The sequence below is a fragment of the Halobacteriovoraceae bacterium genome (genome assembly GCA_020635115.1).
In the GTDB taxonomy this organism is placed as follows: Bacteria; Bdellovibrionota; Bacteriovoracia; order Bacteriovoracales; family Bacteriovoracaceae; genus JACKAK01.
Map to the genome: position 1 here is coordinate 215251 of JACKAK010000003.1, position 25161 is coordinate 240411.

21 protein-coding genes are annotated in these 25161 nt (G+C 33.1%); 13 read left to right on the top strand and 8 right to left on the bottom strand.

Annotated features, from left to right (window positions below; genetic code table 11):
- The first annotated feature begins 16 nt into the window (after positions 1 to 16).
- A complete protein-coding gene (locus H6622_05480; protein MCB9060951.1) occupies positions 17 to 1189 on the top strand; it encodes a hypothetical protein in 1173 nt (390 codons plus the stop codon).
- Here H6622_05480 and H6622_05485 read toward each other — a convergent pair.
- A complete protein-coding gene (locus tag H6622_05485) occupies positions 1171 to 2589 on the bottom strand; it encodes a hypothetical protein (protein MCB9060952.1) in 1419 nt (472 codons plus the stop codon). The genes H6622_05480 and H6622_05485 overlap by 19 nt on opposite strands.
- Before the next feature lie 65 nt (positions 2590 to 2654).
- Between H6622_05485 and H6622_05490 the strand changes: the two genes are divergently transcribed.
- From H6622_05490 to H6622_05500, 3 genes are all read left to right on the top strand, one after another.
- The gene (locus H6622_05490) at positions 2655 to 2966 is read left to right on the top strand and encodes a hypothetical protein (GenBank protein MCB9060953.1); all 312 of its coding nucleotides are present in this window, start codon (positions 2655 to 2657) and stop codon (positions 2964 to 2966) included.
- 111 nt (positions 2967 to 3077) lie between these two features.
- Positions 3078 to 3632 (top strand): hypothetical protein, encoded by a 555-nt coding sequence (locus tag H6622_05495; GenBank protein MCB9060954.1) that lies wholly within the window; start codon positions 3078 to 3080, stop codon positions 3630 to 3632.
- A 106-nt stretch (positions 3633 to 3738) separates the two neighbouring features.
- Positions 3739 to 8004, top strand: coding sequence for a hypothetical protein (locus H6622_05500; protein ID MCB9060955.1), 4266 nt, complete (start codon positions 3739 to 3741; stop codon positions 8002 to 8004).
- Between the two features lie 14 nt (positions 8005 to 8018).
- On the opposite strand, the gene H6622_05505 is transcribed toward H6622_05500, so the two are convergent.
- Positions 8019 to 8417 carry a hypothetical protein gene (locus tag H6622_05505; GenBank protein MCB9060956.1) on the bottom strand — a complete coding sequence of 133 codons (399 nt, stop codon included), beginning with the start codon at positions 8415 to 8417 and terminating at the stop codon, positions 8019 to 8021.
- Between the two features lie 127 nt (positions 8418 to 8544).
- Here H6622_05505 and H6622_05510 point away from each other — a divergent pair, with 127 nt between their 5' ends.
- Entirely contained in the window at positions 8545 to 10563 is a 2019-nt protein-coding gene (locus tag H6622_05510; protein ID MCB9060957.1) for a HAMP domain-containing histidine kinase, read from the top strand.
- On the opposite strand, the gene H6622_05515 is transcribed toward H6622_05510, so the two are convergent.
- From H6622_05515 to H6622_05525, 3 genes are all read right to left on the bottom strand, one after another.
- The gene (locus H6622_05515) at positions 10560 to 11486 is read right to left on the bottom strand and encodes a DUF523 and DUF1722 domain-containing protein (GenBank protein MCB9060958.1); all 927 of its coding nucleotides are present in this window, start codon (positions 11484 to 11486) and stop codon (positions 10560 to 10562) included. The genes H6622_05510 and H6622_05515 overlap by 4 nt on opposite strands.
- 2 nt (positions 11487 to 11488) lie before the next feature.
- The gene (locus H6622_05520) at positions 11489 to 11872 is read right to left on the bottom strand and encodes a hypothetical protein (protein ID MCB9060959.1); all 384 of its coding nucleotides are present in this window, start codon (positions 11870 to 11872) and stop codon (positions 11489 to 11491) included.
- A gap of 69 nt (positions 11873 to 11941) precedes the next feature.
- Complete coding sequence (locus tag H6622_05525; protein ID MCB9060960.1) at positions 11942 to 12439, bottom strand: MerR family transcriptional regulator; 498 nt, start codon at positions 12437 to 12439, stop codon at positions 11942 to 11944.
- A gap of 186 nt (positions 12440 to 12625) precedes the next feature.
- Between H6622_05525 and H6622_05530 the strand changes: the two genes are divergently transcribed.
- Positions 12626 to 13516, top strand: a complete 891-nt coding sequence (locus H6622_05530; protein MCB9060961.1) for a TIGR01777 family protein — start codon at positions 12626 to 12628, stop codon at positions 13514 to 13516.
- Here H6622_05530 and H6622_05535 read toward each other — a convergent pair.
- The gene (locus tag H6622_05535) at positions 13503 to 17255 is read right to left on the bottom strand and encodes an AAA family ATPase (GenBank protein ID MCB9060962.1); all 3753 of its coding nucleotides are present in this window, start codon (positions 17253 to 17255) and stop codon (positions 13503 to 13505) included. The genes H6622_05530 and H6622_05535 overlap by 14 nt on opposite strands.
- 266 nt (positions 17256 to 17521) lie before the next feature.
- On the opposite strand from H6622_05535, the gene H6622_05540 reads away from it, so the two are divergent.
- Positions 17522 to 18352 (top strand): hypothetical protein, encoded by an 831-nt coding sequence (locus H6622_05540; GenBank protein ID MCB9060963.1) that lies wholly within the window; start codon positions 17522 to 17524, stop codon positions 18350 to 18352.
- A gap of 1 nt (position 18353) precedes the next feature.
- Positions 18354 to 18554 carry a hypothetical protein gene (locus tag H6622_05545; GenBank protein MCB9060964.1) on the top strand — a complete coding sequence of 67 codons (201 nt, stop codon included), beginning with the start codon at positions 18354 to 18356 and terminating at the stop codon, positions 18552 to 18554.
- A gap of 37 nt (positions 18555 to 18591) precedes the next feature.
- Here H6622_05545 and H6622_05550 read toward each other — a convergent pair whose 3' ends face one another.
- Positions 18592 to 19422, bottom strand: a complete 831-nt coding sequence (locus H6622_05550; GenBank protein MCB9060965.1) for a mechanosensitive ion channel family protein — start codon at positions 19420 to 19422, stop codon at positions 18592 to 18594.
- A 61-nt stretch (positions 19423 to 19483) separates the two neighbouring features.
- Between H6622_05550 and lexA the strand changes: the two genes are divergently transcribed.
- The 4 genes from lexA to H6622_05570 are packed head-to-tail and all read left to right on the top strand — an operon-like array spanning position 19484 to position 23237.
- Positions 19484 to 20098, top strand: coding sequence for a transcriptional repressor LexA (gene lexA, locus H6622_05555; protein MCB9060966.1), 615 nt, complete (start codon positions 19484 to 19486; stop codon positions 20096 to 20098).
- Positions 20088 to 21209 (top strand): DNA polymerase IV, encoded by a 1122-nt coding sequence (gene dinB, locus H6622_05560; protein ID MCB9060967.1) that lies wholly within the window; start codon positions 20088 to 20090, stop codon positions 21207 to 21209. Before lexA ends, dinB begins: the two co-directional genes overlap by 11 nt.
- A gap of 1 nt (position 21210) precedes the next feature.
- Positions 21211 to 22497: an AMP-binding protein gene (locus H6622_05565; GenBank protein MCB9060968.1), complete on the top strand. Its 1287-nt coding sequence runs from the start codon at positions 21211 to 21213 to the stop codon at positions 22495 to 22497.
- Positions 22494 to 23237: an alpha/beta fold hydrolase gene (locus H6622_05570; protein ID MCB9060969.1), complete on the top strand. Its 744-nt coding sequence runs from the start codon at positions 22494 to 22496 to the stop codon at positions 23235 to 23237. Before H6622_05565 ends, H6622_05570 begins: the two co-directional genes overlap by 4 nt.
- On the opposite strand, the gene H6622_05575 is transcribed toward H6622_05570, so the two are convergent.
- Entirely contained in the window at positions 23223 to 24011 is a 789-nt protein-coding gene (locus H6622_05575) for an RMD1 family protein (GenBank protein ID MCB9060970.1), read from the bottom strand. The two genes, H6622_05570 and H6622_05575, sit on opposite strands and share 15 nt — an antisense overlap.
- A 315-nt stretch (positions 24012 to 24326) precedes the next feature.
- Between H6622_05575 and H6622_05580 the strand changes: the two genes are divergently transcribed.
- The gene (locus H6622_05580) at positions 24327 to 24944 is read left to right on the top strand and encodes a ParB N-terminal domain-containing protein (protein MCB9060971.1); all 618 of its coding nucleotides are present in this window, start codon (positions 24327 to 24329) and stop codon (positions 24942 to 24944) included.
- Positions 24945 to 25161: the final 217 nt, after the last annotated feature.

Genomic DNA, 25161 nt, shown 5'->3' on the forward strand with positions numbered 1-25161 from the left:
CTGTTAGAATGTTTCCATGTATACAATATTTATCATTATATTTATTTGCTTCTTAATTGGACTTTGGTTAGTAAGAATTTTCTGGCTCAATATCAAAGCATATTACTATACTATTGTTAATCGTTTTACGTCTCCGAGAACTCTACCTCTCTATGATCCAGATGGACTAAACTTTAAAATTTTAAGACTTAGAAATATTGAACAAGTTGATAAGACTAAGATTATAAACAATATGTTACATTTTAAAGTTGCCCATATTTACTTAATACACGGAACTTTTGTAGGGAGTGATCCCTTTGATTTTGTAAAATACCTTGAGAGATTTGATAATCCTTTTATTGAACAAATTGGGAGTAAACTGCAAAGTTTTGGTCTAAAGCAATCTGAAAAGTGGTTTGATGATATAGGTAATTTTACTGATGAATATCGAAAAATTCTCTATAGTGATCTAGGTAAGCAGTTTTCCATTAGCAATTTTTACTGGTCTTCTAGTAATCATCACTATGCACGTGTCGAAGCGGCCATCGATCTTTTTTTTGATATTGAGAATTTAATCAAAAAAGAAAAACTCTATGGGCAAAGGATCCTCCTTTTGGGGCATAGTCATGCAGGACAACTTTTTGCGCTCATCACACAATTTCTGGCAAATTCTTTTCCAGTGGAATTGCTGAAAGAAAATTTTGAGAATTTTGATTTAAAAAAGTTTAATCAGGCGATTAAAATTCTTAAGTTAATTCAAATCGATTTAGTGACTCTTGGTACTCCCGTTCGGTATGAATTTAAAAAAGTTAAAAATGTACGTCTTTTGCATATTATCAATCATAGGGGAAACACAAATTATGGAGGAGATTGGAGTGGGTTGATTTATTCTAGAGATGGAGATTATGTACAACAAATGGGTATTGCTGGAAGTGATGCTTATATACAGATTGAAGAGTTGAGAAAGAAAAATGCTTCATTCATTCCTCACCTTGGTGCCAGTTATGATCTTGCTTACTTAATGGAAGCACTGAAAGAAAAAAAACGTATTCATCCAGAGGGTCTGAATTTATTAGTCGACTTTGAAGACAATTCCAAAATTCCCAATATGTTAAAAACATTGGCCGGTCATGGTGTTTACACACAAAAAAAACATATACTTCATTTACTGTATCTAATTGATAAGTATTTTTATTTTGATACAAACTGAAGTATTTCTTCTAGAGTATTCACACATTCCACATTTTCATTAGAGAAATCAATTTTTTTATATTTTGTGAAATTTTTAATGAGGTAGTGCTTCAAAATCTCCTTTACATTTTCATCCATTCTAAAGGATTTAGTATTGTAGAGTTTCAAGGCCAGCAGTTTGGTATTAAATTTGAGTCTTTGATAATGAACATAGTTAAATAGATCAGGTCGATGCACGAATTCTGGAACAATCACCTTATTTAAGACATGAGCAAGTTCTATGGGATTGGTTTGATCTGGTAACATTAAAAACAATTGCAACACATCATCCAAATTTTTAGAATCTTGCAATACTTTGGTGGCCCATTCGACTAGAAACTGAGCATCTTTAAAATTCTTTATTACTACAAAATTATCTGAAAATTCACTGGCCAATAAAAAATGCCCATTAGCATGTTCATGTTTTAGGATTTCAAAAATGATTAATCCTTTTTTAATTTGTTCATCAAATTTATTTTCACTCAATATATTTTCAATATTCTGATTAATGAGATTATTTTTCTTAGCAAAAGCTATGAGTTCGTGTAGTTCTGCTTGTTTTTTAAAGAGTCCAAGAAATTTTTTTGCTTTATTGATTATTCCCTCTTCATGCACAGAAAGTACAATTTTTCGACTTTCATCATCAAAAATAAATAATAGATCATCTGATCTCAATGAAAACTTTAGCTTCTCATGTACGGTTTTTCGGGTTTGGAAAAATTGCCTCATCTTGTTTTTATTATCAAAGGCCTTCCAGGCATGAAACTTATAATATAGAGATTCAAAAAAATAGTAATAACCAAATGTTGGGATTGTTCCTGAGGCCCAATAAAATATTGCTGAGAGAATGGGCATATTGTTCATTAGTAACCATCCACAAACAATAGCTTGTATGACCGACGAAGAAACATGTGCAACACTCATCGAAGTTCCATGTTTACGGATGAGATGAGACCCGTAATCAATTTGTTTCCTGTAAAACTCTTTTGAAAGAGACATCTGATAATATTTTTCTAGTATAAACTTGTTGCGCTCCCACTTTGTGATTTCTTCAAATGTTTTTTTTAGACTGCCCTTAATTTTGTCATACTTTTTTTTAGAGACGAATTTTTTCAACATATCCATATAATAATGAAGCTGAATTTCTCTAATTTTGTTGTAGTAACTCTTCGTTTTGCTATTTAAACTATTGCTCCTTAAATCCTCTAGAAATTCATTCTCATCGACATAAAATAACTCTGCTGACTCACTGGCCTCAATGAGGGCAGTCTCCATTCGGATTCTGAGCCTTAGTTCAAAAGGAAGCATATCCTCGGCATAAACATATGTCATCGATAGGAAAATCACATAAAACACTATAATGTTTTTAAATACTCTCATTTATCTTTGCCTTGAGTCCAAATGTATCCTATACCAGAAGATACTAAGTGTGTTGAGGACAAGTTATGATTAAGGTGTCTTTTATAATATTTCTTAACGTTTTATTCATGAAACTTGCTCTGCCAAGTACTAAAACTAATTGCTCTGATTATATGACAAACTTCAAAAATAATGTCTATTCTGGGCCTATCATTGCAGAATCTATGCTGTGGGTGAAACAACAACCTGATCTGAGAGGAAAAGTTGAAATGGGACTCACACAAGAACAGAGAAAAGGTATCTTAAAAATTCTTAGCATTTTACATGTTAAGTTTCCTAACTTTGATTCTGAATTAATATTGGATAAGTACAATAAACTTTTCAGAATCTGTCTGTAAAAATAATTTATTTATACGCATCATATAATATTTCCTTATCTCTTCAAAATTCTAGATCTGAATTCACACTTAAGCTATGTTCTGAAACCTTTGACAATTAAAAGAGGACTTATGAACACTACAGAAAGTGACGGAATCATTTCGCATTTTAAAGGATTATTTAATTCGCCTACCCAATGGAGCGAATCATATTTATTAGAAAAATCTTGGTCAAACCTAAGTGATGATGATTTTCTCAAAGCAATTGAATCACCTTTTCTATGGACTGCTGAGACATGTTACTCTTTTTTTGTTTATGCAATCAATAGACTGTACTACAAACATATGAAAACAAATATAGAAGCAAAAGAAGAGTTCGATAAAAAAGAGGCCATTCAACATAAGAGAATTTATTTATTTGAAATGGTTAGTAATCTCGCAAAAGAGATGATTTCCAGGGTAGAAAAAACCAATTTTTCACCTGAGCTTGGGAAAAGACTAATTGCTGAAATTGAAGAAATGAGTTTCCGTTTTTCAAAAATCCGTCCAGGGAAATCAGGTAAAGTTGAAGTTTATGTTATCAAAGGAAAGCTATTGAGCTTTGACCTTGAAAAAAAGAAATTCATTCTTAGATGTAAGCTTCTCCAAGACAAGCTCCACGTTGGAATTTTCAGACCTCATTTATAAGTTCAATATTATTTTTATTGATGTAAGATTTTTAAGAGACAAATGTAATTTTCTTTATTATATATGACCGTCTGTTCTGGACCGTTGCGTACAAGGTGGAAAAAATATGTTAAAAGAAAATAAATTCTATTTAATAACTTCTCTATATCTTTTTATTAGCTTAAATGTTTTTGCTAACACCACCGGCAACCATCAATATCATTTTTCTAAACTTGCTTTAGAAAAGTTAAAAATTTGTCAGGAAAAAATGACTAAAATTCAAGGTCGTCAAGATTCACCTTTAAAAACTGATGAAATTCCTTGGATTGCAGATGAATATGCAGATTTGGCGGTTGCTAAAATTGAAAAAGATGGTTCCGCCCGTCCAAAATATAGAACTTATAAGGAAGATCAAAGCATACTGGCAAACAAAACAAGTACTCCATTAGAAGAAGTTCCTCAATTTATAAAAGATCTTTTCCCTGAAGGGATGTACGCCATTGACCATACTCTCATAGATGGTGCAAAGGCCGCGGTTAAAAGTAGAACAATGGGAGAATATATCCTATTTGATTTAGTCATTGAAAGCAAAGGTGAAAAATTTTCTGTTGTTGTTGGCTCAATGCTCTCTTCGATAATGGATAACGATGGCCTCAAAAATACTTTTATCAAAAAGGGGATTAATGCATTTTCCTTCTACTGGAGTGGGGCCGGAACAGTATCTACTGGCCCGCATGTTGGTTATAATACATCAATGCAATTTGAAAAAGATGGAATTCAATTTGCAGGGATGACTTCTAATGCTCATTCAGAGACTTTTTTCAAAAAACATCCAGGTGCTGCAATGCTATTTGTAGATCTTTTTTTAGAAAAATATATTGATCCAGCAATCGATAGGATTAATAAAGACCGACTAAATGCTAATCCTGCTGCCAAACCAGTTTTAAGAGGATCAACTGGACATAGTTATGGTGCTTGGTGGTCACTAATGCTCATGAGATATCAAAACTCACCACAATTTAAAAGTCGACTTGACTTTATTATTTCACTGTCTCCTCCTGCTGAACTTAATCAAAATGCGTCTCCGGTAGAAAAAGTTAAGGAGTATATTTCAATTTGGGCCAACGACGAAGAAACCTTGAAGGCGCTTACTCCGGAGAAACTACGTGTTCAAAAAATGAACAAACAACTCACCGAGTATGAAACTCTTTTTGGTGCGATGACCTTAAATAATAAAACAACATATCTGCAGGCAATACAAATTCTTACTGATATGGTCCTCATGAATGGAGCGATTCCTGATCATAAAGGAAGAGAATATCCCCCTGCGATGCTTGTCATGGGAGCTAAAGACTTTTTAATCCAAGGGGAAGGAAAACGAGAAGATTATATTAAAAATACGTACTCTCTAGAGAATCTTGATGTCATCGAATATAAAGGTCTTCGTGAAACTCTCGATTCCTCATCAATGTTTAAATTTGAAGAAAGACAGCTTCCTCCAGAAATTCAAGTCATCATTGAGCAAGTACAACTTGATGAAATTAGTAGAAAGAGCAAATTAGCTAGAAGTGGTCTTTCTGAAAATGATCTTAGACCTTTTTTAAACTTTGGAACACATGAAAAAGCTAGATTAAAAAGAATCACTGATGCTGGTCTTACTCCAGAAGATTTAAATCATACAAGAACAATACTGGTAGATTTTAAAAATTCAGATAGGAAATATTTTGTGAATTTTTACAAGGGAAAAGTCTCCTATGTTGGAATAAAATCTGAAATTGGCCATATGGTACTTGATCACAAATCTAAAATAGGTATTACCTATGAACAAATTGCCAGCAAAATTGAAAGACAACTTCAAACATATGAGAAAATGTATGATGGTGCATTAAAGTTTATTGAATCGCAAAAAGAAACTTATAGAAATGAAAAACGAGTAAATGTGGATCAAAAGTCTATCATTAAAAGATTCTTTTCTGGACTCACTTTGCTAGATGCAAAAATGTTAAATGAGACAAAAAAACTTATCTCTGAAGCGAAAAACAATGGAATTCGACTAGACCATCCCGCCCGAGAAAAAGAAGAATTCAAAGAGAAGTTTGCTCAGCAAGATATCCTTTATGAAACTTGGTACAATTCTATTCATCCCAACCGAATTGAAGAGTCTATTAAGACATTTATTCTTTCAAATTTAGAAAAAAATGAAGATGGTCTTCCTCTCATTAATGGATCCCCTGAAACTGATCCTGATATTATTTCCGCATACGTACAAAATAAGTATGAAGAAAATGAATATAATATTCAATTTGTAAGAGATTATAACCGTCAGAAACTAATTGACTTTGCCCAAAATGAAACAGGAAGCATAAACGTTCCGGATGAGAAGCTACTCTCAAGAGCGAATTTACATTTTGATGAAAATCTATTCCTCACTTGGTATAAATCTAAGCATGCAACTGTTGACCAACATGAGAATATCATTAAATCTTTTATTACAAAAAATCTTTTGGGCCAAGAAATCAAAGCAAGAAAAGAAAAAGGTGAAATTGTTGATAATAAAAATAAGCAACTTATTAACGAAATTGTTGATCATATCTATGAAAGAGATCAATTAAGCATTGCTTACGTTATAGAACAAAATCAAGATATTCTCATAGCTGATGCAGCAAAAAGAATGAGAATAAAAATATTCAAATCAGCGCCTGTTGAAACTTTTATGCAAATGACTAAGTTTTTTGAAAAGCGACTTGGCATAAATCTCCATGAAACAAATGTAGCTGAAAATCAAAAGGGTGCTCTAGACAAAGTGGTGGCGCTTTGGATGATGGATCATAGTTTTAGAGAATTTGTAAAAAGATATAAATTAACAGTTAGAGGACCTGTATACCCTAGTGGCTCAAATGATATCAATGATACTCTTCTTGAAAAAGTAAAAAAACAAATTGAAAAAGACAAACATGCACAGGAAATTATTGATAAGAAAATTAAAGAAATCAATGCAACTCTGCCAAACAAACGTTCAATAGAAACAAAAATCAATGATATTTTGAAAAAATTTGGAATCGATTCCCTTTCTGAAATGGCCAACATTAGTGGACATTCTATTAAGGAACATTTATTCACTCTCGAAATGGAAATTATTTCAAAGCTCGAATCCCTCTTGAAGAAAATTTCTACAAAAATGGAAAAGAAAAAAGAAGGTCTTTCTCAAACACTTTCTGAACATATTGGTTTTGATGCAAATAATATTCTTATCGATACATTCATCAAATGGGATCCTCAAGCTGAGACATTTGTAAAATTCGACACTGCTAAAATCAAAGAAAAGCAAATTATGCCATTTCTCGATAAAGATGAAAGAAGTCTTTTAAAGCATTTTGTGATTGAAATCCAAAATATTAGAGTCGACCTTCACTCCTCTAATGAAAATCTGCAAAAAAAATACTTTCACGAAGTTGAACTCCTTAGTCAAAAATACCAAGAACTCGTGACAAAAGAGAAGCAAATCTTGGAACTAAAAGAAAGAAAACAAGATATACAAAAAGAAATCGATATAAGTAGGCTTAAAGTTAACAGAGTGTGGATACCTGAAGGCCCTGAAGGTGATGAGGCAAGAGAGTGGCTTGCACTACTTAAAAAAGCAAAAAATGAAAAAGATTCGAACGAACTGACCAAAGAAGAATCTGGAAACTCTGCGGAAGAACAATACGCAATAATTCAGGAAACCTTGGAAACAACTGAAAAAGAACTTAAATCAGTGACTGCAAGGATTAATGCAGAAAAAGAGAAACTTCTCCAACAAAACCCTGATGTATTTATTGAACAAGAGCTTAAAGTAAATGCCGCTGAAATAGAAGTCAAAATTCGAAAAAACGACCAACTTCTCGCTGCTTTTAATGACATATTAAAAAACTTTGAAAGGGCAGAGAAAGAAGGCCGCGAAATTGAAATCAAAGATCTTGAGCCATCTGCTGAAATTGATGAGTCAAATCTTACCTTTAACAATATTCACTACCAGAATTATCTCACGGCTAAACAGGAAGCAAGTGAAGAAATTGATGAACTTTCCAAAAAGCTCTCACCTGTCTTAGCTGATCTTTTTGTAGAACAGGAAAAACTGAAACAAGTTCATGATGCACTCGTTAAAGAAAAAAATGAAATCATGAAAATCCGACTCCTCAAAGAAAAAGAAATTGAATACTACGAAAGAAAAATTGCTGAGAAACACTTAGGAGACATGTGGTCTTACAAAGAATATTCGTTCTATGACATTCTAAACCTTCCAAAAGAAGAAAGAGAAAAAGTGAACCTTAAAGGTTTATCAGGTGACTTCTTAAGTGCATGGAACAAACTTGCTGAAACACAAGAAGCTGCCGAGTCTGTAGATCATTATTAAAAGGATCTTAATATTTAATTTTTAATGCAATGATGTTTGCTGCGAGTATAACCTTCTGAACATATCCAATCATGCCCATCTTCTGTTAGATGGGCGTTTTTAGGCAATTTAATTTTTTTGCAAACATTGCGATATTTACGGTATCCACTCAAACAACTCCATGTGTGATTATCTTCGTTTAAAACCGCATTTTTAGGAATTTGTAATTTTAAACACTTATCTCTTCTTTGAATAAAACCATCTTTACATTCCCAACCTGCTAGGTTCATAGCACACTGACTATTTAGAATAAGCTTTTGGCCATATCTTGTCTTGTTCGGTTCTTTTTCACAGATGGTTTTATTCTCTTTTCCATAACCATTTGGAATCGAAAAAAAGAGAATAAAGAATAAAATCAAATTTATAGGTTTCATACCTTTAGTCTAAACCATAAACTCCTGAAATCGTATTTTTTTTTAAGTACCTGACTTTCTTAGTTTTATTTATTTTTTATTAATATACTCACTTGTTAGTCCGATAGGTGATCTAAGGATTTATAAAATGATAAAAAGAAATTTACTTCTTTATCTACTCTTTGCAGGCCTGATTTCATCGGGACTGATGGCCTACACCCAAAGTGATTGTGATAAATGTGAAGTTTATATAGATAGTCTTGAACATCCAGTGCCTATGACTGGAGTTTGGAAATTCACAACGACTGATATTCCTTTTAATGCTCTTCCTGAAGATGTTCATAAGGATTGGGTCTATATTAAAACTCCAGGAGCTTGGAAAGGAGTAAAAGGCAAGGGTGTAAACTTTAAAGTTGGTTGGTATAAAACTAAATTAAAATTTTCAGAAGATCTGATTGGAACGAGAGTAACTTTTCTAATTGATACTTATATTTCAGACTTTGAATTTTACCTTGATGGCAAAAGTATCTTTAAAAGATCCGAGGGTGAATCTTTCAGATCATATTACTCAATCAGACCAATACCGGTTGAATTTACGGTCACAAGCATTGAACATACAGTCGCCTTTAGAATTGAAACGTACTTAATGCGTGGAGTCTATCAACTTCCTTTTCAAATTCGCGAGAAAAAACCATTTGATTTGACCACATTATTCACTGAACTATGGACAAATGACATTAAAGCATTTGGTTCTACAATTCTTACCATTTTTGGGATTTTCTTTCTTATTGTCTATAAAAGAACAAAACAAGAAATCTATCTCATTACTGGAATCATTGGAGTGGTCTCCTATCCCTACTTTTCAGTACCAACAGATTTTTTCTATAAAATGTTTCATTCATATAATGTCCTTTTGACTCACTACTATGGTTTTATAACGATTTCCTTTTCCACGAACATTTTTGCACAAATGGTAAATGGAAAAATTAATAAAAAATTTGTTACAGTATTAGGTATTTCACAAACTCTTCTTGCTGTTCTGATTACAAGTTTATACTTTATTGATAGTGTTGATCTTTTCCAAATAATGAGAAAACTCGTTTTCATTTCTTGCGGACTTACCTCTGTTCATACTGTTTATAAAAGCTATCAATTCTCAAAAACAAAACAAACAGGTTCAAGAATTTTATTCTACAGTTTTTTGACCTACTTTATGACAACAACACATGATATCTTTTTAGCGACGGACGTTATTGTCTCACGAGCTCTTGCTCCTACTGGAGGACTATTTTACATCGTTTCAATTATTTATTACACAATCTACATCTATTCAGATACCTATAGAAGAAATGATGAATTAGTTGGTGAACTTACAAATATGACTCAAAGTCTTGAACAAGCGGTGCAAGACACAACGGCAGAACTAGAAGAAACAAATAAACTACTCCATCAAACTGGACAAACAGCTGGAATGTACCAACTGGCCAATGGAATTTTGCATGATATCGCCAATGTTTTAACAACCACACTTGCTCTTGCAAAAAGAATCATTTCACTAGTAAATCATGAAGACACTCGGTCTCCTTATAAAGAAAAACTTAGTATTCATACATCTAAGCTTTATAATTCTCTCAAAATAGTAGCTGATATTATCAAATCACAACAAAATTATGCTAAAACTAAAGTTGAAAGTGAGAGAATCCCTGTTGAACAACTTATACAAGATATTATTGATTTAAATTCGACATTTATTTCAAATGAGGCCGTCAAAGTACATCTTGACTTAACTCCCAACTTAAGTCCTTGGTGTCATAAGAATAAGTTGTTTCAGGTTCTACTCAATCTCTTTAAAAACAGTATCGAAGCACTCAAAGAAAACGCTATTGACAACCGTGAGGTATGGATTTCAACATACGAAAGCGGTGATTTTTGTGTTATTAAAATTAAAGATAATGGGATTGGAATTTCAAAAGAAAACCTTGAAAAAATGTTCACACACGGCTTCACTACGAAGAAAACTGGACATGGGTTTGGACTACACGCTTCTTTTAATTCAATTAAAGAAATGGGTGGTGAAATGAAAGTGGAAAGTAATGGAGAGGGAGAAGGTGCAGCTTTTTACCTTCAACTATCTATGGTCGCTAAGAAAAATGAAGAGGCCGCCTAACAAGCGATTCTAAGATCTTCTGGAAATGGAATAAAAAAAGACTGTTCAGTTAAATATGAAATTTTATATTTGAAGGCCAGAAATTCCAACTGTTTGAGAACGGCCATGAAATGAACAATGTTTTTTCTATAGAGTTCAAATTGTTGGATGATGAATCTTTTTTCCCCTGAAGTTAGCACACTCTTAAAAAAACCAAAGATATGATAGAAAGCATTTATTCGATTTTCTCGAGTTACACCTCCTCTTAAAACGTCACTAAAGACAGAGATATATTCTTTCTTCATACTTGTAAATGTTTCTCGAGTAACATCTGCGGCCATATGACCTAAGACACGCATTTTGTGTTGATTATATTGATAGAGTAAGAATTTGTGCTTCTTATGAAATTTCTGTAAATCTTTGTAGGTTAATACTGATTGATTGAACTCATTCAGAGCAAAAACTTGAACGAAGAAATTTTCTACTAATACCTCAGAATGCAATCGCCCATCATCAATGAGAGGTATATCTAAACTTTTCTTTAATAATTTAGCATACACTCCATCCGTTTTACCTAAAAAACGTCCTTCATCATCTGTATACGTTATTCTATCTAATGCACAGCTTGGTGAATTTTTCTTTAAAATTGCTCCGCATATTTGCTCAACAGGAATAGAATCATGAATATTTTTTAATCTCTGTTGCTCTTCCTTGTAATTCCTTCCTTCTTTGTCGACTAAGCACATATCTCCATTTGAAATTCTTAAATGCATTGCAGGTCTTGGTGTGCCTAACCCTATAAACTGTTCTGGGCAGATGGGAACAAACTCGATGAAACGAGAAAATAATTCATTAACAGTACGATTACTGCAGTGTCCTCCATCGTGACGAACTTTCATTCCAAGTAAACAGGAACTTATTAAAATTTTGGGTTTTTCATTCACTCTCATACCTTTGCTAAATAGGCATCTAGGCCTGTAAGATCAGTAAAATGTGTGAAATTTTCAATATTTGTAAATAAACGTCTATTGTAACTTGCATTTCCTCCAAAGATTAGCTTTTGATTGGGCCCAAGTTGGTTTGTAATAGTTGATAAATAATTATCAATAAAACCCTGATCTTTTACATTATCAATTGCTGAAGTTGCTCCTAAAATAATTGTGCTCGCTTTCAAGGATTGAAATGTATCGATCAAAGATTTGGCCGGTAAACCTGGGCCAAGATAATAAAACTTAAGGCCATGATGTTTGCATAACAATGCGGCCATCATAATTCCAAATTCGTGATAGTCCCCTTCTATTCCGGCAATGATTATTTTTTCAGCATGCAAAATATTATTTTTTGAAAAGTTAAACAGATAATGACCTAGATGAAACTTTAATAGAGAAGAGAGTGAATGCTACTGTGATATTGAGAAATTTCCCTTTTCCACTTTGACACCAACTTCATAAAGCAGAGGAGAGACAATCTTTAAGGCCATATCTTTGGGAGATAAGGACATTTTTAATTTTTCAAGTTCATGTCCAATCACATCGAGCTTATAAAATTGTAAGGCCATAAGCAATTTATCTAAGGAGTTATCGGTGTTGATCGTTTGGTTTTCAGGTATAGTGCGATTTGAATTTGCGTAATGCTTATTTACTTGTCCAATCATAGACTCAAGTTCTTCAATTGATAAGTGGGCCATACTTCCTATATTATTGCCAAGAATACTTAGATCACTAAGTAATTTCAATTTCTCAATGTTTTCTTTGGAGTACTTTCTTCGTCCTGTACTTGACCTTAAAGGTACAATAGCACTGTATCTTTTCTCCCATGCTCTAATAGTGTGTACACCAACTCCAGATAATCTTGAGGCCATCTGAATGCTATAGAAATTGTCTTTGTTTTGTTCCATTTTTGAAATATCCTTTTTTTAGAATATTAGCACAGATCTAGACATCACAAATAAGACTATTATGTCTGTCTAACTTATATCTAGCTTTATCGACAAATTTAAAATTGCATTTAGCTCACTCTGTGCAGCATAATAGTCTTAGGAATGGTAATATAATTAAGTATAATTAAACACTTAGAGGTATTTATGAAATTACTAATCACTGGAGCAACTGGAATGGTAGGAAATAGAGTCCTGCAATATCTAAATGGACAGGGCCATGACATAACTATTACAACACGTAGAAAAAATTTAGACGTTTCAAAACTCCCCTGCAAGGTCAATGTTTTAGAATGGACAGACAATTTAGATGCTAAATCACTTGTGGGGATTGAGGGGGTCATCAACCTAATGGGAGAAAACATAGGTGCTAAACGATGGAGTGATAATCAAAAAAAGCTTATTATAAACTCTAGGTTCGATAAGACTAGCGAATTAATTTCAAAACTTAATCTATCAGCAAAAGAAACTCTCAAAGTGTTTGTTAGTGCTAGTGCAATAGGAATTTATCCAAAGGATCAAATATCCCGAGATGAAAATTCAGAGCATGATAAAGATTTTTTGGCCAAGGTTTGTGAACAGTGGGAGTCATCCTTAAATAATTTAGGACAAAATGTTCGAAAAGTTATTTTTCGGATGGGAGTTGTTGTAGGAAATGGAGGAATGTTAAGTAAGTTAAGGCCAATTTTTAAACTTGGACTAGGTGGACCTATAGGTAGTGGAGACACATTAATGAGTTGGATACATGTGGACGATATTGCTAAGCTCTTTGTAGAAGCGATTTCACAAGAGAGTTTTGAAGGATGTTATAATGCAACGGCACCAGAAGTGATTTCAAACAAAGAATTTACCAAATCGCTCGCTCAATCACTCGGAAGACCAGCATTTTTTCCTGTTCCACCCTTTGCCCTTAAGCTGGCCTTTGGTGAGATGTCACACCTAATGTTAGATTCACAAAATATTGTTCCAAAAAGATTAATTGAAAAAAATTATAAGTTTCTCTATCCCAATATTTTAGCAGCGCTTAATTCTCTTTAATAAAGTAGTGCTGACAATCAGGAATGGAAGCGTAGGCCTTTTGTTTTTCATCATTTACATATTTTTCGAAGCTGAAGACTTCATCTTTTTGCAAAGTCATGTCACTCGTAAACTTAGGTGAAATAGAATTAACTTTTTTATATTTTGCCAAACGTGCGGCCAGGGCCCCTCCGACATACGTTGTCCATCTCTTCTTAAAAGCTTCTTCTTTGTCTGTGATCACATTTGTTTCTGTATAGATTTGATCGAGTTCAGGCCTAGTCAATTTTCCTTTAATGGCCAGTTCATGTCCCATTTTCAAATAAGTTTCTCTATTTCTTAAAAGTGCATATCTGGCCAGTTCTTCAGCTTCTAGTCTCATTTTAGCTTTAATAGTATTGAGTAATTTTAAATCATCTTGAGTGAGAGAATTTTCTTTATAGGTTTTTATGGTCATTCCTGTAGGGACAGTTCTATTTCCCCATTCTTTGGATAATCCGTTTATAAGAATTGCTTGTTCTGCGAGAGAGTTGGCCCTTTCCATATCATTGCTTTTTCCGCCAGCATCACTCCAGCCTTGAGTAATAAGTTGTTCACCAACAAACCCTCCTGAGAGTACGGCCATTTCTCTGATAATGTATTCATAATTTAGAGTTGGTCTTTTTATGTCTTTTGAAGAAGCTACACCTGCATAGACAATTAATGCTCCGTTAAATTCCATGACTCCAGGAATTCTTGATATAAATTTGGATTCAAAATAATCTTCTAAATAGACTTTTCTAACGATTTCATGGCCTGCTTCGTGAAATGATGTTTTAACTTGATCTTTCCAAGAAGTAACAGGGTTATCATGATGAAGCTTACCTTCTAAAATCACATGTATTTCTCTACCACTTTCTAGAACTAGTGTAATTTCTTTAAAATTTTGTCGGTTTTTTTCTCCGTTACTATCAGATGAGATTACCTCTCCGACTGAAATAAGTATGTCTGTATTACTTTCAACATCATTTTCAAGTAAGGCCAGACGAATTTTTTCATAAACTTCTCCATTGACATAATCATCAATAGACCTACCTTGTTTATCTGTATCAAATGACTCACTTTCAATAAAGTTCAATAATCTATTGTAGCTTTCAACGTTTTCAAATAATAGATTCCAACCTCTTTTACTTTCACTGGCCTTAAACTTATCCATGAGTAACTTCATTTTAAGATCAGCTATCTGTCTAGCGGCCTTAAAATCTAGAGGCGGATAAAAGAAGGCACCGTTAAGTCTATTAAGAAAAGCAGGCTTAAATTTTTGCTCCAGAGTTGATCGAACAAAATTTGGATTTTCTAAGCTAAATTCGAAGACATCCTGGAAGGCCTTTCTTCTTAGATCATCACTAAGCCAATCAGGTATACCATTATACCATTCTTCACCGGTATTACCGGTGATAATGAATGTAACATTGGCCATGGATCTTGCATTTCCATCAACAAATTCCACCACAGGTTCATCTAGAAAATTATATAGTTCAGTTTGAACTTCTTGAGGAGCATTTGATAATTCATCAAGGACAACTATAAAACGGCCCTGATGTTTGTCAAAGTGTTTCATAAACTCGGAAGGAATCACAAGACCTCTTGGATCTTTATGGCCAGTGATAACTGTTTTGAGATCATCAACTGATTTGATTCTACCCATTTCTAATATAACTAATTTTTTTGAAGATCCATATAGCGATTCTGCTAGAACCTTTGCAGTTTCAGTTTTCCCTGTTCCGGAAAGTCCAAAAAGGCCATAGCTTCTCGCTTTATCCTTTGTGTTAGCGCCACCAACGCGTCCCTCTTCAGCAAGTAAGACCGCTTTGGCAATCTTTTGTGCAATTTTATCTATTCCAAATATTTTTTCTTTTAGTCGATTTTCTAACCCTAGAAGATTTTCAATCTCTTCACTACTTATTGGCATTGGTGGAATATCGTAGAGAGTTGGTTCAATTAGAAGTTGTGCTTTTTTTGTGATAAGCTCATCAGTTTCCAGATTTTTATACTTGTAATTAAAGACAAGTTCCCAAGATTTATCTTCTCTTTGCTCAACATCTATATTTATTTTTAAACCTTCTTGAGCAACTATAATTTTTTTTACGAAGGCCATATTGATTGTTTCTTCAACTAAAATCCCAATCTTATCATCTAGGGGTCTGGCATTTTCTTCGGCATTAAAATTATATTCCTGGATGAATTTAACGAGTTTATTTGTAAAAGTGAATTTCAATCGACTAAATTCAGTATGTGATTCAAAATACTCCATTTGTAATTGATGAAGTTTAAAACGAATGATTTGTTGTAAACTTCCTGGCGAAAGAGGTCTCATGAGAAAAATTCTTGTTGCAGGGATTCGGCTAATTATTTCTTCTGAAGTTCCTTTTGCAGTTTCAGAATCATTATTTCCCAAAGCACTGTTATACTGCATGAGAGTATCTTTTAAGAGCGTTTTATTTTTATAGTTCTGTTCCCAAAGCGACAGACTTTCTTCATATGTGAGTGGTTTTCCAAAGCGCTTTCCACTTATTTCTCTGGCAGTAGTAAGATGAATCCCCTCGTTTGATGCTATATAAATAGTCACTGGAACAGCAATTGTTGTTAGACCGCCGTTTGGATTTTTAATATGTACTCTTCCATATTCTAAAAAATCTTTAATTTCATTTTTTGCGAATTTTGACCAGTCATGAAATTCATTTAAATAAACGACCATCGTTTCTGGTGGAAAATAATCGTCTAAACACTCACCTTTAAATTTATCATTCAATTCGACTTTATAGATAATTTCTCCGTTTGGTTTTTTCATTTCAACTTTTTTATACTTACCACCAGAATGTTTAATGAGTCTGTCGAAGAATTCTGGAAAATTATCAGAGTTTACATATCCTGGAGGTGAACCGAACAATTGGGCCAAATCAGATTTTGTTTGAAGTCTAGGTGTTTCAAAAAAATGTTCTTCATAAGCATCCATTCGATCATGAATAAAATTAACATGTGCTTTTGCAGCTGTGTCCTTACCATTTCCCGGAGCTCCTATGAGATAAGAAATCACAGGTTTCTTACGAGACATATAGCCCTTGGCCCTATTTTTAACTTCAATTTTTACTATATTATTCACAAGCTCTGGCTGCCCAATAATCCATTTACTCAATTTATCTTTTGCTTCTTTTGCATAGTCTTGAATGGTCATCGCATACATACGATTTGCGTCTGACCCAATTGAAGGTTTTGATCTTGCTAAAAGCTCAACTTTCTTCATATGTTGTCGATCAAGTTTTGGAATTCTATTTGGAGGCGAGTTTTTTAAAAGGGGGATTTCAGAACTGGTGTCATTAATTTCAAGAAAACTTCTCTCAAATGCGTCTGACAATCTTTTATACTCAGGTGAAGTACTGCTGAACTGACTTAAAATTTCAGTTTGTAGTGAATAAAAATGACTCTCGGCGTCTCTATTAAGAGATTTTCCAAGTACAATAATTGTTTGATACATGAGTTCAATGTTTTGTCTTTTTTTGTCTTTCTCATCAGCATGAAGAAATAATAAAAGCTCTGCTTCTTCTGAAATTTCTAAATAGCGTTTCCCCTCAATTATTTTTAAAAATTCTAATTGAAGATCTTGATCGACATTGTAATTTAAAATTTTTCGTAATCTTTCTACATCTTCAAAGTCTGCAAATGCATTTGAAAACAATAGTCCAGTGATTATAAATCCTACAATAAAACGAATGATGGACATCTATTCTCCTAAGTGACACCTGCTTATCCGTAAGCAGGTTTCTGAGCTTATTGCTATGATTTTATGTCATAATCTTACAGTTCAAGTCAGTTTAATTAGGCTTACAAATTCTTACATAACTTTTATTTATGAATTTTTTCAATATTTAGATAACATTTCCTTACTTTTTCACTCTGGTATTTTTTGCGATTACCTTTACACGTCAGCACTTCTTATCAACAACTCTGTACCTTCCGAAAGGCGATAAATCACACAAAGGAGATTCTATGAAAGCTATCTTTCTAATGGTGTTTATTGTCTTCTCGATAATATACGCAAACCAAAGTTCATATAAAATTGTGCAGTCTAGGGGTGAGTTTCGTTGGCCTTATGGTGAAGGTAAGGCCTACACATTAAAATTGGGACCACCGTTTTTTGGAGTGAACAACCTGGCCGAGCAAGATTTCAAAATAGAACAAAAAAGCAATGTTTTAAAGGTATTTAATGATCGATTTTCTTATTCAGCAAAAATCAAAGATATGCCTATTAATGAAGAAACTCATATTAGTTGGAAGAATTTAAATCTCGATGAGGAAAACTTAAAACTTGCTTTAGGACATTTTAGTTTTGAAACAAAAAATTCACAGGCATGGATTTACGGTGTTAATTTGAATTGTCGGAAATCAACAACCTTTTTCTCTAGAGAGATCAATCAAATCATTAGTGATTGTCTAAGTTTTGCAGATATTTCAGTTGATGGAATAAGAAAATTATCATACGGGCCTACTGATGGCCTTGAATCAATTTTGAATGCCGTATTGTCTGAACATTTTTCAAACAATCAGGAAGGTGAAACAAAAATTACAGACATGAGTGGCAGAGTGAGAGGAAATCAATTTGATATGTATATGACTACACATTTAGACATGAGTGTCAAAATTAATATCAAGGGACAAATCACCCAGGACTTAGACAAAAATGAAATAATTGTAAATATTAAAAAGGCCAAGGCCGGTTTTTTTAATATTCGCGATAAACTTTTTAGAGAATTTGCAAAAATTCAAAATAACCGTATAATCGTCAGGAGTCCATATATCTATATAAAACTAGGAGAATAAGATGGTTAAAACTTTTTTGATGGCCACACTAATGATTTCAACACTTGCCTTTAATTCATGTTCACATTATGGAAGAAAACACTGCGGATGCAAAGAGCAATGTTCTATGGATAAAAAACAATGCAAAATGAAAGACAAATCAAAATGTGGAGGCGGTGCCGGCGAACACCATGGCCAAGAAGAAGATAAAAAACCAGAATAAACATTATGGCCCTCTCTCAAATTGAGATTGGGCCCATCTATTTTTTGTAAAATCGTGTTAAATAATTTCGAATAATTTCTTGCTCTATTCTCCCCTTAGTTCTGGCCGGTACCGAGATTCTGATCATAAGGCTTACTTTATCCCCATCTAAGGGTCTTAAATGCACACGAGGTGTGAGTTGAGGAACTTCTAAATGTCTCTTGCTTAAATATGATTCAATAGTCCGGGATGCTTTGGGGTAATATTCTTGAGTTGCCTTTATGGCCTCTTCCACTAAAATTTTCTCGGCCTCATGCCATTCATCTTTTAAAGAGACTGTGACTTCGAAAATGTGTAAAACATAGTTTTGCAAAAATGATTCATTTATAATTTCTTTATTCAAGAAAATACTATTGGGTAAAGTGATAGATCTCCCAGTATATTGATGGGATTTATCTCCTGGGCCAATTTCTAAAATTTTGGTGGAAAGAAGTCCTCTATTAATCACATCACCTCTTATCCCATCAATTTCAATTCTGTCTCCCAAGGAGAAAGGGTCTTGTGAAGCCTTGTAAATTGTCCCTGTAAAGCATTGAATGAGTTCTTTAGTTGCTATGACAAATGCAGCGGCCACGGCGATGATCGACAAGGCCACAGTTCTAAGCTCCTCGGCCCATATTAAAATTGTTCCAACGAGCATGCAAATAGTAATAAATGTTTGAATATTGACATCCAAACGACGTTTTTGATTTGTATTAAGTGATTTAGAATTTTTAGAATACTCGAATAGAAAATGTCTTAAAAAAAACAGGGCAATAACTAAAATGATATTGATCATTGTTTGCCTGACCATAAGATGTTCTTTAAACCATTCTAATAGTTGATCCATAAAAAAACCCCTAATGCTACCAGTCTTTACTTACGTGTATCTTGCGTATTATCCTTCGTCTATGAAAAAAAATATAACAAAAAAACAAAAAGAAGTTTACGATTTCATCAAGAATTATATCCGTGATTATCAAATTTCGCCTAGTCAAAAAGAAATAAAAGATCATTTTAAATTAAAGTCATTTGGATCTGTTCAGAAATATATAAAATATTTATCAGCTGCTGGTTATCTACAAAGCAATTGGAATGAGAAACGTGGTCTTAAACTTGGACCTGAATCAAAGGACTCATCAAAGATTCCACTCTTGGGGCATGTTGCAGCTGGAGATCCTATTTTGGCAATGGAAAATCCTTATGAAACTATTGAAGTTCCAAAATATATGATTTCAAAACAAAAAGACAATTGTTTTGCACTTTCTGTAAAAGGTCTTTCTATGATTGACGAAGGTATCTTAGAAGGAGATGTCATCGTTTGTCGTCAAACACAAAATGTAAAAGATGGCCAAATCATTGTAGCTGTTCTCGAAGGTGAGGCCACTGTTAAAACATATTTTAAAAAAGCAAAACATATTGAACTTAGGCCTGCTAACAAAACGATGAAACCCATTCTTGTACATTCTGGAGATTTCACAATTGCAGGTGTTGTTATCGGTCTTATAAGGGACTATGGACACTGAAAAAATTCGCAAGATTATCCATGTTGACATGGATTGTTTTTATGCTGCTGTTGAAATGAGAGATAATCCCCAACTCCAGGGACTACCTGTTGCAATTGGAAGTAATGCTGATCGTAGAGGTGTATTATGTACTGCCAACTATGAGGCCAGAAAATATGGAGTAAGAGCAGCAATGCCTTCATCAAAAGCTCAAAAACTCTGTCCGCACCTTATTTTTATTCCCCCAAACTTTCAAAAATATAAGCAAGTATGCAACACAATTAGAAATATCTTTCACGAGTACACTGATATTGTTGAACCCCTATCTCTTGATGAGGCCTACCTAGATGTTAGCGATGTTTTAATATTTAATAATTCAGCTACTTTAATGGCCAAAGAAATCAAAGAAAAAATATTAGAAAGAACAAAACTAACAGCATCAGCAGGAGTTGCTCCAAATAAATTTCTTGCAAAAATCGCCAGTGATTGGAAAAAACCCAATGGATTATTCGTCATAACTCCTGATATGGTTGAAGATTTTATTATCAATTTACCAGTTTCAAAAATAAATGGAGTTGGAAAAGTTACGACAAAAAAACTCAATGCATTGGGTATTCGAACTTGTGGTGATATTCAAAAAATGCCTTATGCACTCTTGGCCATGCATTTTGGAAAGTGGGGCCAGAGGCTATATGAGCTTTCATTTGGAAAAGACTTCACAAAAGTTGAAAGTGAGCGTGAAAGAAAATCTTTATCAGTAGAACATACTTTCAAAGAAGATATTGATATTGAGATGATTTTGACTCAGAACCATTTCGATGAAATCTTTGATGAATTCAAATCAAGATTGGAAAAAGAAGAAAAATTCTCTAAGCAGGAATCTTGTCCTCGAAAACTCTTTGTTAAACTAAAATTTTTTGATTTTAAATCTCTTAGTGTGGAACAGACTTATGATTATTTGAGATTTGAAATATTTCAAGATGATCAACAGATAAAATCTCTTTTCCAAGAACTGATAAAGTCCGCCCAAAATCGTAGAAATGCTCCTATAAGACTCTTCGGACTTGGAGTTAGATTTCCGACAAACCCACAAAAGGCATCTAGTTTGCCACAATTAACACTTGAACTTTAGTATGTTGGAAATTAAATCTTCTCAATTTACCCTCCAAGAAAATGATCTCTTTAAACTAAGCTCCTATCTACATGTTTACAAGAAATCAAACTTTTTTCTTATCACCATTGATAAAAATGAACCACTGTCCATTATACTTCTCTTTTCGCTTTTATCCCAAAACAAAACCATTTTACCAATTAGTTTTAAGTCCACACCGTTTGATATAAATATAATTGAAAAAGACTTCCCCTTTGAACATTTTATCGACCTGAGGGATTCAAATTATAAAAATAAGCTTAATCAAGAACTTATCGATTCTCATTATTATAAACTCGATCAATGTGATTTTTCCTTAGTTGTTAGAACCTCTGGCTCTACTGGCACAGCGAAATGCATACAAATAGATCAAGAACAAATTTTTTCATCTGCAAAATTAATAAACTCTATCCTCAACCCTTCAAACTTCAATTTGTCTTGGGATCTTACTCTTCCACTCAATCATATTGGGGGACTAATGGTACTGTTCAGGCAGTATCTCATGCGAAATAGAGTCAATATTATCGATCAGCAAATTGTGGCTAAAAGTGGGCATGGAATTGTATCTCTAGTACCTGGACAAATATTAAAGCATTTAAAATCGTCGCAAGGAATAAATTATCTCAAAACTTATTCTGAAGTTATCATCGGTGGAGGTCCCCTCAAAGATGAAATCATTCGGAAACTCATTGAACTAAACATTTCTTTCCGTTTGAGTTATGGGATGACTGAGACATGTTCAATGATAGCTCTTAGTGAAAGTGGTCAAAAGGATTTAAAATTATTTCAGGGAGTTGATGCTACAACAGACCACCAATCGGTTCTCTCAATAGACTCCCCTACTCTTGCTCGAGGTATTTGGAAAAATAGAAAGCTAGTGTTTTTAGGAACACCTTTTAAAACTTCAGATCAAGTAACTCTCAATCATAGGAATTTAAATATCCTAGGTCGTATAGATAACGTTTTTATCAGAAATGGTGAAAATATCTCTCCGCTTGAAGTGTCAAATGCAATATTAACACTCCCACAGATCTTTGAATGCCAAGTCATTCCATTTGAAGACGATGAAAAAGGAAACTTAAATATAGCATGGGTAAATAACAACGCTACGACTTCTGAAGATCTGAAAAAATTACTTGTAAATATTCTACCTGTATATAAAATTCCTGATTTTATATTCTATTTTCCTGATATAAAAGAAGAGCAATTAAAATATTCACTTACTGAACTTCAATCTATGACAGGCATTCTCCTAGGTAGGACAACGTGAAAAACTTACTACTCTTACACGGTTTTATGGGTTTCCCTGAAGATTTCAACTATCTGAAAAATAAATTATCAAAATATTATGATAATATTATTACGCCTGCATTTCCAGGCCATTCAAAAAAAATAGTTGCCTGGAAAGATTATCAACTTTTTATTGAAGACTTCTATCATACCTATATTTCACAAGAGACGAAGTTAGATTGTCTTGGCTATTCAATGGGAGGAAGAGTTCTTTTATCTCTACTTGATAAAGACCAGTTTTCAAAAAAAATAATCAACAATGTGGCGCTTGTTAGTACTTCCTTTGGACTGCAAACCAAAAAAGAGCGCCAAGAACGTTTTGAAAAAGACTCAAAACTTTTTAATAACATTATTGAATTTAGAGATTTTGAATTGTTTTTGAAAAAATGGGCAAAACTGCCAATTTTTAAAGGACTGACAAAGTCTGAGCATTTTGACGATTGGATTGCTTCTCGTATGCTAAATGATCCTTATGAGTTAAAGTTTGCAGTTAATCTTTTGAGTGTGTCTCATATGAATTTTTATCAAAACAATATCCCTATTCCTCGTAACAAGATCATATATATTTGCGGAGAAATGGATAAAAAATATTGTGAACTCTCAAAAAATATTAATATTTCAAGTTTCATTGTTCCGGGATGTTCACACAATGTCATTTTTCAAAATCCAAAAGAAGTTGTGAAGATATTGATTCGAGAATTTAATTTAAAAAAGCTTTAAAGTATCGTGAGCAATAAATATAAAGAGCTCAATTGTGATCAGCCAAATGATAATCCACTCGAGCCTTGAAGAATGTCTGTGATTCAACTCTTCAGAAAGCATGCTTAGAAGCTCTCCAATCACCTCTAATTTTTTATTCAAGACACTTACTCGAGGTTCTATTTCTAAATAATCCTCCAGCCGATCATAATAGTGTTCATATTCAGGGTTTTCCCAAAAAAATTCTGGACGGTCAAGAAGATCAAATTTCAAGTTAATAGAGGAATGGAGTAAGTAAAGTTCCCCTCTTAATTTATTGATCATTCTTTTAGATTTTGAAATTCTACCTCTTTTCGCTAGCCCTTGAGGAATTTCACTTGTTGAATCTATCGTGTTAAGAATCAAACCTTCTAATTGAGATAGTTTAAGTGATTGTCCTATAACATAAGAGAGTGCTTGTTTGATTTCGAAAGTATTTTTATCTAAATAGATATGATCTTTAGTTACTGCGAACGAATCATTTCCAAATGCATAAGAAAAATCATCTTTATTTCTTGATTCGGGTGGAGTCCATTTTGTTGAATATTCTTCAAATAATTCATAGTTAAATTTTTCGATAGAGTCATCTTCTCCCCAAAGAACAATGACTCCATATTTAAATACGAAAATATCCATATTTAAATCTTTATAATACAATCCATCTCTAATGAACTTGGTTTGTTTACTTTTTAAAACTTCGTTTTGAATATCTGTTAAGCTAAAAGAATCACATAAAGAAACGCCACGACTTAACATTGAATTTCCTTAAATTCTAAGTAAGTTTATTAGTTATTAAATTATACACAAGTCATATTCAAAAAATAGAGAAAATATTAATAATTTTAATTCACAAGTAGACTTGAGTAGAATGCCAAAATATTTTCACAAAGAAAAAGCTATTTTCTCAACTATTATATAGAGTGTTTTTTAAATTTGGAAATTTTATTAATCTATCTTATAGATTGGAAGTTGTAAACACTAACTGTTTGGCCATCTTTGTAAGTTCTAGTTCTTTTGTTGGCGATTTATATATAAATTCGTTTTTTTTAAACATTATGCTATAGCAAGCTGATGACAAAAACGATTCTACTATTCATTCTTTTTTCTTTTAGACTCCCAAGTATATTTGCAAACATTGGATGTGAGATATATTTTTCACAACTTAGTAAATTGGCCAATCATGATTCGATTTTCGAAATGAGAAAAACTCTCAAAAGTAAAATCAAACCTTTCAATAAATATGGAAATATAATCCACAGAATTTATGGGCGAAGAAAAATTAATGATTGGGATAATTCCGGAACAATCTCTGCTTATATTGAATTTCCGATCAATCTCATTACATTTCTTCATCCTATACCAAATCCATTGAATATTAAATCTTCCTGGAAAAATGTTGATCATATAAAGCAAAGTATACAAAAAAAAGGATTTGATCTTGATCAAACCATAGTCATTAAGCTCCTTCCAAATGGAACATTTTTATGTGTATCTGGACATCACCGAATTAGAGCGATGTATGAAATGGGTGAAACTACAGTTCCTGTTACTCTTGAATCATATCATCATTCTGAATCCATTGAAAAAGAAACTTTAGAGTATTTGATTTATTATCATGCCAAACAACTACCACATTTTGATGGTAGCTTTGAAAGTTTTATCGAACGAGGCAATACTTTTCCGAATTGATTGATTCGTATCCTAACGAACCCAGACAATGTTTAAGTTTCCCAATCTACTCAAAAATTCAAAATGATAGACATTAACAGTCACTATTATATGTAGATTTAACCTTTCAAGATTTTTAAAGCGCCAATATCTATTATCACCTTTAAATGGAGTTTTGATCTTTAATTTTTGGAGGTAAGCACTCTAATCTAAAGGACTTATTGAACTCTTTTCGAGA

What these genes read in the sequence shown, in the direction of transcription:
- H6622_05525 (MCB9060960.1), bottom strand. Translation starts at nt 12,439, where the DNA reads ATGGAACAAAACAAAGACAATTTCTATAGCATTCAGATGGCCTCAAGA.
- H6622_05510 (MCB9060957.1), top strand. Translation starts at nt 8,545, where the DNA reads ATGATAAAAAGAAATTTACTTCTTTATCTACTCTTTGCAGGCCTGATT.
- H6622_05540 (MCB9060963.1), top strand. Translation starts at nt 17,522, where the DNA reads ATGAAAGCTATCTTTCTAATGGTGTTTATTGTCTTCTCGATAATATAC.
- H6622_05535 (MCB9060962.1), bottom strand. Translation starts at nt 17,255, where the DNA reads ATGTCCATCATTCGTTTTATTGTAGGATTTATAATCACTGGACTATTG.
- H6622_05490 (MCB9060953.1), top strand. Translation starts at nt 2,655, where the DNA reads ATGATTAAGGTGTCTTTTATAATATTTCTTAACGTTTTATTCATGAAA.
- H6622_05545 (MCB9060964.1), top strand. Translation starts at nt 18,354, where the DNA reads ATGGTTAAAACTTTTTTGATGGCCACACTAATGATTTCAACACTTGCC.
- H6622_05505 (MCB9060956.1), bottom strand. Translation starts at nt 8,417, where the DNA reads ATGAAACCTATAAATTTGATTTTATTCTTTATTCTCTTTTTTTCGATT.
- H6622_05495 (MCB9060954.1), top strand. Translation starts at nt 3,078, where the DNA reads ATGAACACTACAGAAAGTGACGGAATCATTTCGCATTTTAAAGGATTA.
- H6622_05500 (MCB9060955.1), top strand. Translation starts at nt 3,739, where the DNA reads ATGTTAAAAGAAAATAAATTCTATTTAATAACTTCTCTATATCTTTTT.
- lexA (MCB9060966.1), top strand. Translation starts at nt 19,484, where the DNA reads ATGAAAAAAAATATAACAAAAAAACAAAAAGAAGTTTACGATTTCATC.
- H6622_05485 (MCB9060952.1), bottom strand. Translation starts at nt 2,589, where the DNA reads ATGAGAGTATTTAAAAACATTATAGTGTTTTATGTGATTTTCCTATCG.
- H6622_05530 (MCB9060961.1), top strand. Translation starts at nt 12,626, where the DNA reads ATGAAATTACTAATCACTGGAGCAACTGGAATGGTAGGAAATAGAGTC.
- dinB (MCB9060967.1), top strand. Translation starts at nt 20,088, where the DNA reads ATGGACACTGAAAAAATTCGCAAGATTATCCATGTTGACATGGATTGT.
- H6622_05565 (MCB9060968.1), top strand. Translation starts at nt 21,211, where the DNA reads ATGTTGGAAATTAAATCTTCTCAATTTACCCTCCAAGAAAATGATCTC.
- H6622_05575 (MCB9060970.1), bottom strand. Translation starts at nt 24,011, where the DNA reads ATGTTAAGTCGTGGCGTTTCTTTATGTGATTCTTTTAGCTTAACAGAT.
- H6622_05580 (MCB9060971.1), top strand. Translation starts at nt 24,327, where the DNA reads ATGACAAAAACGATTCTACTATTCATTCTTTTTTCTTTTAGACTCCCA.
- H6622_05480 (MCB9060951.1), top strand. Translation starts at nt 17, where the DNA reads ATGTATACAATATTTATCATTATATTTATTTGCTTCTTAATTGGACTT.
- H6622_05550 (MCB9060965.1), bottom strand. Translation starts at nt 19,422, where the DNA reads ATGGATCAACTATTAGAATGGTTTAAAGAACATCTTATGGTCAGGCAA.